Here is a 12,330-nt window from a genome sequence, read left to right on the forward strand (position 1 = left end):
GTATTTTAAGTTATGTATTTGTACGTATGTATTCTTTGTAAAGTTAACTAAAAGTATAATATAATATTTCCCCTTGCAATCTATTGTAAGGACTTCATTGCACTATGTCTATTTAACAGCAAATTTAAAACCTCCATTTTAAGAAAATGGAGGTTTTATTATTATTTAATTTTTACAATTATTTTTCCTTTTGCTCTTCCAGACTCTGAATATTCCATTGCTTTTTGCGCATCTTCAAAAGGGAAGACTCGATCGATTACCGGTTTGATTTTTCCGGCTTCAATATAGTTTGCAATAGTACGTAATTGACCCCCGCTTGGCTTCATAAATAAAAATGAATATTGAGCATTATGCTTTTTTTCAAGTGCAGTAAGTTTTTTGCTGGCTAATGAAAATAAGAGAGTTTTAAAGAATCCTGAACCAAATTCTTTACCGAAGCGAGCATTCGGCATACCTGAAACGGAAACAATGTTTCCGCCGCTTTTTATAATATTGAATGATTTTTCAAGTGTTGCACCGCCGATTGTATCGAATACCGCATCATAATTTTTTAGTATATCTTCAAATTTTTCTGTTTTGTAATTAATAATTTCATCTGCGCCAAGAGACGTTACTAAATTTGCACCAGCTTCACTAGCAGTCGTTGTAACAGTAGCACCCATTATTTTTGCTAACTGAATTGCGAAAGTACCAACACCACCAGACCCAGCGTGAATTAATATTTTTTGTCCTTTTTGTAATTGCATAATGTCATGTAATGCTTGATATGATGTTAAGCCAACGAGTGGAATCGAAGCAGCTTCCTCAAAATTTAAATTTTTTGGTTTTAAAGCTATATCATCTTCATGAATGGCTATATATTCCGCGAAAGTACCAATCTTATTTTTTCTTGGGCGTGCATATATTTCATCACCGACTTTAAAGTTAGTCACTTTTGCCCCAACCTTTACGATAACACCGGAAAAGTCATTCCCAAGGATTAGGGGCATTTCATATTTAAGTAACATCTTTACTTTTCCATCACGTATTTTAAAGTCAATTGGGTTAATACTAGCTGCATGAATTTCTGCGAGCACTTCATGCTCATTTATTTCAGGAGTAGGTACCTCTGCCATACGCATTGGAACTTTCCCGTATTTATCAATTATCATTGCTTTCATTTCTTATACCTCCACATTTCAATAAAAGTTGTGTAATAGCTTTTCGATATCTAATACAAGATTTTTTAATAAACTTAATTTTGTACGTATATCAATATAATAAAAGTTTTTTGTACCTTCTTTTCGCATTAAAATAATACCAGCTTCTCGTAAAATCCGAAGGTGATGCGATACCGCTGGTCGAGAAAGGTGTGTTTGTTTCGTGATTTCTCCTACACGTAATCCGGTTTGACATTCCGTTTCCATGAGAACTAACAAAATAGCTTGACGTGTTTCATCGCCAATTGCCAATAATACTTTTTGAGAATCAATAAAATCTTTTTTTATAACATTTAATTGTTCTTGTTTATTCATTTCAATCACTTTGCCTCCTGCTAATTAGTCGAAAGGTTTAAGATAATGAACCATTACTTCGATACGGTAATGCTACATGATTGTTGTATGAGGTGCAATATTGGGAAAGAAAATCGAGACGAATGAATTTTTTATTTTTGAAAATTATAGGGAGATAGAAAAGGGATTGGAAGGACTATATAACACAATAGATGAAGTTTTAAAAACAAAAAATGATGTAACAATAAAATAAGCGGTCGTAACCTTGTATAATCGATAAGGTTACGACCGCTTATAATGTTTGCATTATTTTTGATTTTTACGATAGAACATAGTTCAACGTAAAGTACGTTCTTTTGTTTTACATTTTCATACAGACACAATTCAGGTGGATTATAGATGTATGAAAATGTAAAAAGGATTTTGGGGCGTAATCTATCTATATGATAATTCAAAATGAAATATAAGTCTATATTTTAATGTTTTTTTTGATTATATTTATGACACTGAGCTCAGAACAATGATGTGGAGGGTAAATATATGAAATCGAATTATGTACCAGTTTTAATTGTTGGAGGGGGATTATCTGGGTTAGCGTCTGCGTTATTTCTTGCAAAACATAACATTGAGTACTTACTTATTGAAAAGCATCCGTCTACTGCCATTCATCCGAAAGCAGGCGGCCTTACTTTACGTACAATGGAGTTATTTCGAGAATTAGGTTTGGAACAAAAAATTAAATTGGCAGGTAAAGCATTAGAGAACTGCCGAGGAAGAATAGCAGTTCATACAATAGCTGAGGCGAATAAAGAAGAATTGGAACAAATGAGAGCGACGCAATACGGAAACGATGAAGAATTACTTCAAAAAATAGAAAAGATTAGTCCATCAAAACAAACTGCGTGTTATCAAATTATTTTAGAAGAAATGATGTTACAAGAAGCGAAAACGCTAGGCGGGCAACTATCTTTTTATCATGAATTAGTTTCATTTGAACAAAATGAAAACGGGGTAAAAGCAACGATTCGAAATCGTGAAACAGAAAAAGAAAGTGTCATACATTGTGACTATGTAATTGCAGCGGATGGAGCGAAAAGTAAAATACGTGAGCAGTTAGGGATTAAAGCTGAGGGTCGTGGAACCATTGGTGGCTATTATATGAATATTTATTTTGAAGCTGATTTAAGTGAGTTTATACAAGGATATGCATTCGGTTTTTCGATGGTACTTCATCCGGAGGTTCTTGGTGCACTTATCCCCGTTGATAACGTAAAAAAATGGATTTATCATGTAGCCTACGATCCATTAAAAGGAGAGGGGTTAGAGGACTTCACTATAGAACGTTGTAAACAAATTATTCAAATAGCAATTGGAAGTACAAATATTGAGTCAGAAATATTAAGTGTTTTACCGTGGGAAGCGGCCGAAAGTACAGCGGTGAAATTTCAAGAAAATCGAATCTTTTTAGTTGGAGATTCAGCACATATTATGCCGCCAACAGGAGGGTTTGGTTCAAATACAGGAATACAAGATGCACATAACTTAGCTTGGAAATTAGCGGCTGTTATAAAAGGGAAGGCAAAACCAAAATTGTTAGAAACATATCATGAGGAGAGACACTCTGTTGCAAAATTAACGACAGCTTATGCAAGTAGTTTACTGTTTCGTGCTGCGAATAGAGAGGAAGGTAGTTTGAATAATATGGATGGTTTAGCTGTTACAGTTGGATATCAGTATTGTTCAGAGGCGATTATAGATGATTCAGTAACTCCGTATAGAATGGATAGCATAGAGTTGAACGGAAGACCTGGAACGCGAGCGCCACATTTATGGGGAACGTATGAAGGGAAGAAAGTTTCTACATTAGACTTATTCGGTAACAGTTTTGTATTACTTACAGGAGTAGAAAATAGTTCTTGGGCTGAGGCAGCACATACTGTTTCAGCTAAATTAGGAATAAATATAAAAGGGTATCGTGTTGGTTTAAGTGGAGACTTTGTTGCTCCAGAAGATATTTTTAGCAAATTATATGGTATAGAGAATGGAGGTGCTGTATTAATTAGACCAGATGGCTTTATCGGATGGCGTTCGGAAAAAACGGTAGTAAATCCAGATATAGTATTGGAAGAGGTAATGAGAAATTTATTATGTGATTTTTAAGTAACTACAGAAATATTGTTTTATGTGCTTCACTGTACTGAAAAAAATATTCACAAATTTCAATAGGTTTGATATGATTAAATTCGACAAGTTAATAGAGGCCGGAGATATTTGAGAAAAGCCATAAATTTATTTAGGGACACAGGAGTGTATTCTAAATAATTTATGGCTTTTTTTATTGAATGAACCGTACAAAATAGGGAGTTACATGTGAAAAGGAGGGCTATAGAAATTAAATAGGATAATACTAGTTTTCTATATTAATAATATAGATAAAGTATATTTGTAAGATTGGAATTTTAATATAGGTTTATAAAAATAATGAAAGTGTGTCTTCTATTTCGTGTAAATCTCATTAGCTTGTTGAAATTTGCAACGTAGGAAGGGTTAGAAGGATGAGAAAGATTATTAGCGTTTTAGTTATTTTCTTTATGACGGGAAGTATCTTTGCTGGGGGAGCTGTTCATGCGAAAGCAGAAGGGAAGCATGAATGGAATACGAATAAGTTTTTAAATATTGCACATCGCGGAGCAAGTGGACATGCACCTGAGCATACTTTTGCTTCTTATGATTTAGTGAAAAAAATGAAAGCGGATTATTTAGAGTTAGATATTCAATTAACAAAGGATGGCCAATTAATTGCAATGCATGATACAGCAGTTGATCGCACTACAAATGGAACAGGCGAAGTACGTGATAAAACGTTAAGCGAAATAAAGAGTTTAGATGCAGGAACGTGGTTTAATAAAGCGTATCCAGAAAAGGCTAAGCAAGAGTATGTTGGGCAAAAAGTTCCGACTCTTGAAGAAATCTTCCAAAAGTATGGAAGAAGCATGAAGTATTACATTGAAACAAAATCACCAGATGTGTATCCAGGAATGGAAGAGAAATTGTTAGCATTGTTAAATAAATATAATTTAGTAGGTCCAAACATGTCATCTAGCCGTGTTATGATTCAATCATTTAGTAAAGATAGTTTGAAAAAGATTCATAGTATGAATGAAAATATTCCGTTAGTTCAATTGCTTTGGTATTATCCAAATGAAAACAATGAAATTGTTGAATGGTCTGGCATTACACATGAACCGAAAAGTGTAACGAATGATGATTTTCAAGAAATTAAAAAGTATGCAGCTGGTATTGGACCAAACTTACGTAATGATAACGGAGAACTAATTATTGATGAGTCATATATGAAAATGGCTAGGAAAAATGGACTGTTAATTCACCCTTATACAATTAATGAGAAACCAGATATGAGACTGTTAATCAAATGGGGTGCTACAGGAATGTTTACAAATTATCCGGATCGATTACATAGTGTATTGAAGGAAAAATAAGTGGAAAAGGGTATACCAGTGTTTTAGGTATACCCTTTTTAATCTAACTCCCCGATAAACGTAATCTCTTTTTCATAGCATTCATCTGCATCATAAATAATTTCTTGAAAGTGAAGCGTTTTGAAGGAATGATAAACTGAAATTTCCCATGTCTCCCAAAAATCAATTTCATTTGAAAGAAGAATCCATTTTTGAAATTCACTATCTCTATTAAAGAAATTATGAAAGTAGTCCTCATTTTTAAATATAATGATTTGCGAATCCCACAAATTATTTATAGAAATCAAAACAACAACTCGATATGTATGTGTATCGCTCGGTTTCATATTTATTAAATGATTTGCTTGATTTAATAAGGTTTGAATACATAACCGTTTTACTTTTCTAGGTGTTTTACGAGAGTCAATAAAAGCTTGCGAAACTGGCAATAGCATATTCCAATATTCATCGTTATAGAAAGTAGAAGGGAACGTTTTTGTATGTTCCTCAATTTGCTTTATCACAGTGTTTGTTTTTCGTTTCATACCACGTATTTTCTTTTCACGCATTGTGAGTCATCTCCATAAATTTTTGTAATGCAGCAGAGTGATATATATCTTTTCTAGTAATAAAAGTAGTAGGAACTTTTTTGAAGCTATTTGGTAAAGGGTTGAATGATATGTCATGTTGATGACCATTTAAAATAGACTTCATCATAATTGCTATGCCCATACCTGATTTTACACATGCGAGTATCGCTTTAATTGTTCCAAACTCTAATACTCGCTTAGGTGAAATTCCTTCTTCTTGAAGCCAATCTTCTAATAAATTTCTATAATAGCACCCGTGACTAAATGCAAGTAAATTCATGTCTCCTATGTCTTTAAAGGAAGATAAAGGCTTTTTGCTAATGAGAACTAATTCTTCTTCACGAAATATATTTGTATGAAGTTCGGCATGCTGAGTAGAGCCAGCTATAAACGCTCCGTCCAGTTTTCGTTCTAGTACAAGCCTAATCAATTGTTCCGTCGTATTTGATTCTAAAATCAATTCGATTTTTGGATATTTTTCATAATAGGCCGTTAATATAGATGGAAGTCTTACAGCGGTTGTAGATTCTGTACATCCAATTTTTAAAGTGCCTCTTGGTTCGATCCCATTACTTTGAACTGCTTTAACAGATTGATCCATTAAGTGGATAATTTGTTTGGCGTATGTTAATAAAATCTCACCGTTAGAAGTTAAAGTTACACCTTTTCCGTTTCGGTAAAATAAAGGCACACCTAATTCGTTTTCTAGTTTTTTCATACGCATTGTTACGCCAGACTGTACATAGTTTAAATTTTTAGCTGCGTGAGATATGTTTTCTTCTTTCGCAACTTCGTAAAATACAGTTAAATCTTTTATATCCAAGTATCATCCCTCCAGAAAAGGTATCATTTTTTTTGATGGATCACATGATAAATCTTTATTTTATATGATATCAGAACTTTCATACAATGGAAGGGGGTGGAGGGATTATTGTGTTAATGGAAGAAAGGGTGAATAGTACTTATAAGTGGGTTATGTTAATTTTTGCGACGGTTGCTCAAACAACAGCGACACTTATAACGTATGGTGTTGGAGCGTTTGCTTTATTTTGGAAAGAAGAATATGCACTTACGAATACGGAGATTGGATTGTTAGTAAGTGTTGTAAATATAGGACCGCTATTTTGTATGCTTTTTGTCGGGCGGCTACTTGATCAATACAATGAAAAGTTGTTAATTTCGATAAGTTCATTTTTACTAGGAGGTTCGTTTTTACTGACTAATATGGTCAATGGATTTAATGGGTTACTTTTTGTACTTTTATTAGTAGGAACGTTTTATAGTGTTTCGCAGCCAGGAGGAAGTAAGGTGATAATGAAGTGGTTCTCAAAAGAAAATCGCGGGTTAGCGATGGGGATTAGACAAGCCGGTATACCGATTGGTGGTACATTAGCGGGAGTATTGATCCCGTTTCTTACAATAAAATATAATATGGCCTATGCGGTAAATAGTATTGCATGCATTTGTATAATTGGAGGGCTTTTATTTTTTATATTTTATAAGGAACCATATACTCAAGAGAAAGTTAAACAAGAACGTAGTAAACTTTCTTTTTGGATGCAGTTAAAAGAAGTGATGTGTAAAAAAGAGTTGTATGCAATTTATATAACTGGCATTTGTATGATTTCATTGCAAATGGTTCTAGTTGCACACTTTATAAAATTTTTAGTATTGGAACAATCAATCACGCCAATTTTAGCTGGAAAAGTATTTTCCGTTATGTTCTTTTCTGGAATGGTTGGTAGGGTTATATTAGCAGCTACTAGTGATTTATTTTATAAGGGGAATAGGCGTACCCTCTTATTTATAACTGTTTGTATTTCTATTTTCTTCATTCTAATATTAGTAATGAGCATACATACAATAACGAATGTATTGTATGGTGTAAGTGCATTGTTAGGGTTCTTTTCAATTGGATGGTTTAGTCTTTTTATAACTGAAGTTGCAGAATCAGCAAGTGAAGAATCGGTAGGGATGACAGTGAGTTTTGCACTTACATTAAATCAAATTGCCATTATTGCTGCGCCTGCTTTATTTGGTTATATTGTAGATAAGAAGGGATATACGTATGCGTGGTTATGCATAGTTGTATTACTAACTATTTCAGCGGTCAGCTTATATAGGAAGTATAGAAAATGAAGGAATGTTAGCAATGTAAATTTTTTATGAAGAAAGTCTAAAGAAATGTTGAATGACCGACATTTCTTTTTTTATTTGTTGTATAATCAAAATGTAAATGAGATTCATTTTCAATTTCGTTCATTGCCTCTTTTGAAATTACCTGTAATTTTAGCCATAATTAGCTGTTTTTCATTATCGTTATTTGCATGATTTATTTTATTTAAAAGTTTTTCAGCATCATTTCCTTTTAATATCATAATCTGTTTTCTGTAATATTAAATTAATACCATGTTATTTTTTGTTATCCGATAATGAAACACCTTATCATCTAAACGATTGCGTTTATCGGTGTTTTTCATATTACATCTCCATTCTTTTTAGTATGTAACAAATGTTACAAAAGAATTTGAAATTATAGTGTAATGCATCCGATTGTATGTTGGAAATTTTGCAAGAAAGAAATACAATAGAGAGTAGTCAAAATTGAAAATGAGAAAAAGGAATCTAGTTTTAACAGAGTGAATATTAAATAATATTATAATATACTTGATAATTAAAAGATAGAATGGATATACGTTAAGTGAAACTAGATAAAAGAGGGTTCCTAGTATGTTAAAGAAATGGTTAATCATTTTCTTTATTTTTGCTGTTTTTTGTGGAAGTGTTGTTACACTAATACATGCAAATAAAGGAAAAAAATATGATGCAAAGGCATTTTCTAATGTAAATAGTAAGCAAAAAGATGTTAAGCAGGAAGTTGATGCGAATGAGAAAAAGCGTTATGAAATTGCAGCTGGAAAATTAGATCAGTATTTAAAAGATAAAGGATTTAATGGGAGTGTTCTTGTAGCAAGTAAAGATCATGTCATTTTACGAAAAGGCTACGGTTATGCGAATGTGAAAGATCAAGTATTAACAACGCCAAGAACGAAATATCGCATTGGTTCTATTACGAAAACAGTTGTTGCAATATCTATTATGCAATTAAAAGAAAAAGGGAAGTTGAACATTGAAGACAATGTAAATAAATATATCCCATCGTTTCCAGCAGATAAAAACATTACGTTACGAAACTTGTTAACACATACGTCTGGATTACCAGAACAGGGACAAGGTAGTGTTGACGCAGCATCACGGTTAAAATTAGTAACGTGGATTGGGGCACAAACGTTACAATTTCCAGCAGGGACAGGATGGAAATATACAGATTATAATTATATGGTGCTTGCATATATTGTAGAAAAAATATCGAATAAACCACTTGCTGAATATGTGAAAGAAAATATTTTGACTCCTGTTGGAATGCATGAATCTGGAATGGGCGCAACACTCCCAGAAGATATTTTCTTAGCAGAAGGGTATACGAAAAAAGATAATAAGTTAATAGCCACGCCTCGCTTAAAAATGAACTGGCTGTATGGTTGTGGTGAAATGTATACGACTGTTGAAGATATGAAAAAGTTAGATGAAGCTATTATGGATGGTAAACTACTTTCTAAACAAAGTATATTAGATATGTTTTCTGCATCACCTGCAAGAAAATATGGATTTAGTTTTTATATTTACCCAGATTATTATCATAACCACGGTGTATTAGCTGGCTGGAACACTTTTAATAATTTTAACTGGGATAAACGAACGTTCGTCATATTATTTTCTAACGTCCAAAATGGTATGAATGATGCATTTAATCAAGAATTTAGGAAAATGGCGAATGATTTAATAGAAGGAAAGGGAATATAAAAAAGAGCCTCTAGCGAGAGGCTCTTTTTTATAGAGCTGAAAACTCCTCAACAAGTTGAGTGAATTGTTTCAATGCACTTTCAATCGGTTCTCGCGTTGTTAAATCGACGCCAGCTTTTTTCAATAAGTTTAATGGGTAGTCTGAACTTCCGCCTTTAAGGAATTCAATATAATTTTTCTGAGCATTCGGATCACCACGTAATAGTTTATCAGCGATTTGAATGGCAGATGCGAATCCAGTTGCATATTTGTATACGTAAAACGGGCGGTAGAAATGAGGGATTCTAGCCCATCCGTATTTTACTTCTTCATCAAATACAAGTGAATCACCGTTATATTCTTTAAATAGCTTTTCATAAATTTCACTGAAGACTTGGGCATTTAATGGTTTACCTTGCTCAGCCATTTCATGTGTGATTTTTTCAAATTCTGCAAACATGATTTGTGTAAAGAAAGTACCTTTAAATTTCTCAATAAAATGGTTAACTAAATGGTTACGCACGTTCGTTTCTTTTGCTTCTTTTAATAAATAGTGAATTAATAACACTTCATTTACTGTAGAAGCGACTTCTGCGACAAAGATAGAATAATGTGCAGAAATTCTTGGTTGGTATCCATGTGAATAGTGCGTATGCATACCGTGCCCGCATTCATGAGTAAGAGTGAACAGGCTGTTTAAATCATCGTGATGATTTAAAAGAATGAAAGGATGAACACCGTATACACCAAAGTTATAAGCACCAGAACGTTTTCCTGGTGTTTCTCTTACGTCTATATATCGTTTATCTTTAAAACTTTTTAATGTCTCAATATATTCTTCTCCTAAAGGAGCTAGTGATGCAATCATAATGTCAAATGCTTCACTATATGGAATGTCTTGTTTTGCACCCTCTACTAAATCGACGCCTAGGTCGTATTGTCTTAGTTCATCTACGTTTAATTTTTCTTTTCGAATTTCATTGTATGTATGTAATGTTTGAATGTTTTTTTTCGTTGTATCAATTAGGTTTTCATATACTTCTTTCGGAACCATATCGCCAAATAATGATTTCTCTAGCGCTGATGGATAGTTTCTTAATTTCGAAACAGTAACATTATTTTTAATAGCAGCGGATAAAGTAGATGCGATGGAATTCTTTAACTGAACATATGGTTTGTAATATGCTTTATAAGCTTCTTTACGCTTTTCACGATTCGTATCTTCTATTAACTTTGCATACATTCCGCGTGTTAAGTTCACTTTTTCTCCATCGTCAGTCGTCACTTCACCAAATAATATATCTGCATTATTTAACATACCAAATGTGTGCTGTGGAGAAGAAAGAGCTTCACCCATTTGTGATAAAATTTCTTCTTGGTCCTTATTTAATACGTGTTTTTTATAACGGTATAATTCAAATAAGTCTTCTTTATAATATTGTAAGCCTTCTGTTTCTTCTATGTAAGAATGTAATGTGTTTTCGTCTATGCTAAGTAAGAAGGGGGAAAAGAAAGATTTCGCTGCACTTACTTTCACGTGTAATTGTGATACTTTATCGACAAGAGATTGCGCGTCAGTATCGCGTGTATCAAGGTCAGATTGTAATCGTGCATAAGCGAACATTAAAGATATTATGCTAGAAATTTCTTCACTCTTCGTTAAATAAGCTAATAAACTATTGCCGTCGTGAATATTTCCATTAAACTCGTGTAATTCCTTCGTTAATACTTCAATTTTATGAAAATCACTTTCCCAATCTTCAATTGTATGGTAAATGTCTGTTAAATCCCATTTTTCTATATCAGCTACTTGTAATCGATCTTTAAGTTCTGTCATAATCATTTCCTTTCTAAACATGTAGTTATATTTCTATATAACTATGAAATACAACAAATTGCAAAAAATCCCTGCTGAAAATTGAAAAGCCTTGCTAAAATAACAAGGCTTACTTACTTATAGTGTAATTCCGAATTTTGAATGTAAAAGGTTTGTATATTGCATGTTTGTAACGGTTTCTTTCGTTTTTTTACCATTTTTCGCTACTGTAAGGCTATCTTTCGTTAAAGAGGCATGCCCATCTTCAGTTAGTTTTACAATAAGAGGTACTTTATTAAAGGGTGATTCTTCATGTTCAACGATAATTTTTTGTGCTGTATTTGCTTTTTCTTCATCCACTTCTTCTATATAAAATGCATAGCCTAACGTCCAATCATCAGCAGAAGATTGATCCAAGAACTCATTGTTTTTCCGCATCTCTAAAATGTAGTTTCCCTTTTCGGTCATTTCTTTACGAATACGATAATCTCCTGTAACAGAGTGAATGACTTCACCTGAGAAAGGGACAGGGGCAAGAGGTAAGTATGATCCGAATCCTACTTCAATTAAATAAAGTTCATTATGATGTGTTAAAACGATTGCGATATGGCCAGAATCAACAGCCCATATGGAGTTTGCAGCGTTATAAACTGTTCCTGAAACGAGATGAACATCGAATCCAGAATCTTTCAGGAAGTAATACATAGTAGGATTGAGTTCATAACAAAGACCGCCACGGTTATTTACTAAAATTTTCTCTTTCAAATTTTCTTTTGATATTTCTTTAAAATTCTTTTCGAGAATATTTAAGTTTTCAAAAGGAACAGTTTGTGCCATTGCGTACATAATGTTAGATAAATCTTCAAATGAAACTGTGTCTTTTTCTTCTATATGTAATCGTGCGAAAAATTGTTTTTGAAAGTCTGTCATCGAAATCCCTCCGTTATGCTTTTATAGGTAAATTGTAAACAATCTTGAATAGGATGTGAAATTAAAACTACGTTGAATATTTGAAATTAGACTAAAAATAATATGGGAGAGTGAGAGATTGCTACTTTACTAACGGTGGGACGAATATTATAATAATTCTGATAAACTATGCAAACGCT

Annotated in this window: 11 protein-coding genes; 4 read left to right on the forward strand and 7 right to left on the reverse strand. The window is 33.0% G+C overall.

Annotated features, from left to right (window positions below; all coding sequences use genetic code 11):
- Positions 1-161 precede the first annotated feature (161 nt).
- Positions 162-1,160, reverse strand: a complete 999-nt coding sequence (locus ACTFRH_RS11580; RefSeq protein WP_000646408.1) for an NADP-dependent oxidoreductase — start codon at positions 1,158-1,160, stop codon at positions 162-164.
- Between the two features lie 18 nt (positions 1,161-1,178).
- On the reverse strand, positions 1,179-1,523 hold the full coding sequence (locus ACTFRH_RS11585; protein WP_000571881.1) for an ArsR/SmtB family transcription factor: 345 nt from the start codon (positions 1,521-1,523) through the stop codon (positions 1,179-1,181).
- Between the two features lie 510 nt (positions 1,524-2,033).
- Between ACTFRH_RS11585 and ACTFRH_RS11590 the strand changes: the two genes are divergently transcribed.
- Both ACTFRH_RS11590 and ACTFRH_RS11595 read left to right on the forward strand, forming a co-directional pair.
- Positions 2,034-3,653, forward strand: coding sequence for an FAD-dependent oxidoreductase (locus ACTFRH_RS11590; RefSeq protein ID WP_000841671.1), 1,620 nt, complete (start codon positions 2,034-2,036; stop codon positions 3,651-3,653).
- Positions 3,654-4,048: 395 nt separating this feature from the next.
- Positions 4,049-4,993 (forward strand): glycerophosphodiester phosphodiesterase, encoded by a 945-nt coding sequence (locus tag ACTFRH_RS11595; protein ID WP_001226346.1) that lies wholly within the window; start codon positions 4,049-4,051, stop codon positions 4,991-4,993.
- A 38-nt stretch (positions 4,994-5,031) separates the two neighbouring features.
- On the opposite strand, the gene ACTFRH_RS11600 is transcribed toward ACTFRH_RS11595, so the two are convergent.
- Positions 5,032-5,541: a DUF3916 domain-containing protein gene (locus ACTFRH_RS11600; RefSeq protein ID WP_001208344.1), complete on the reverse strand. Its 510-nt coding sequence runs from the start codon at positions 5,539-5,541 to the stop codon at positions 5,032-5,034.
- On the reverse strand, positions 5,534-6,385 hold the full coding sequence (locus ACTFRH_RS11605; RefSeq protein ID WP_000351673.1) for a LysR family transcriptional regulator: 852 nt from the start codon (positions 6,383-6,385) through the stop codon (positions 5,534-5,536). Before ACTFRH_RS11605 ends, ACTFRH_RS11600 begins: the two co-directional genes overlap by 8 nt.
- Positions 6,386-6,471: 86 nt before the next feature.
- Between ACTFRH_RS11605 and ACTFRH_RS11610 the strand changes: the two genes are divergently transcribed.
- A complete protein-coding gene (locus ACTFRH_RS11610; RefSeq protein WP_003302165.1) occupies positions 6,472-7,701 on the forward strand; it encodes an MFS transporter in 1,230 nt (409 codons plus the stop codon).
- 110 nt (positions 7,702-7,811) lie between these two features.
- Here ACTFRH_RS11610 and ACTFRH_RS11615 read toward each other — a convergent pair whose 3' ends face one another.
- Positions 7,812-7,940, reverse strand: coding sequence for a hypothetical protein (locus tag ACTFRH_RS11615; protein WP_000600991.1), 129 nt, complete (start codon positions 7,938-7,940; stop codon positions 7,812-7,814).
- 352 nt (positions 7,941-8,292) lie between these two features.
- On the opposite strand from ACTFRH_RS11615, the gene ACTFRH_RS11620 reads away from it, so the two are divergent.
- Positions 8,293-9,426 carry a serine hydrolase domain-containing protein gene (locus ACTFRH_RS11620; protein ID WP_000915170.1) on the forward strand — a complete coding sequence of 378 codons (1,134 nt, stop codon included), beginning with the start codon at positions 8,293-8,295 and terminating at the stop codon, positions 9,424-9,426.
- A 28-nt stretch (positions 9,427-9,454) separates the two neighbouring features.
- On the opposite strand, the gene pepF is transcribed toward ACTFRH_RS11620, so the two are convergent.
- Both pepF and ACTFRH_RS11630 read right to left on the reverse strand, forming a co-directional pair.
- Positions 9,455-11,242: an oligoendopeptidase F gene (gene pepF, locus ACTFRH_RS11625; RefSeq protein WP_000137531.1), complete on the reverse strand. Its 1,788-nt coding sequence runs from the start codon at positions 11,240-11,242 to the stop codon at positions 9,455-9,457.
- A gap of 117 nt (positions 11,243-11,359) precedes the next feature.
- Complete coding sequence (locus ACTFRH_RS11630) at positions 11,360-12,151, reverse strand: arylamine N-acetyltransferase family protein (protein ID WP_000129190.1); 792 nt, start codon at positions 12,149-12,151, stop codon at positions 11,360-11,362.
- Positions 12,152-12,330 lie beyond the last annotated feature (179 nt).

Source organism: Bacillus cereus group sp. MYBK216-1 (assembly GCF_051916495.1).
In the GTDB taxonomy this organism is placed as follows: domain Bacteria; phylum Bacillota; class Bacilli; order Bacillales; family Bacillaceae_G; genus Bacillus_A; species Bacillus_A thuringiensis_K.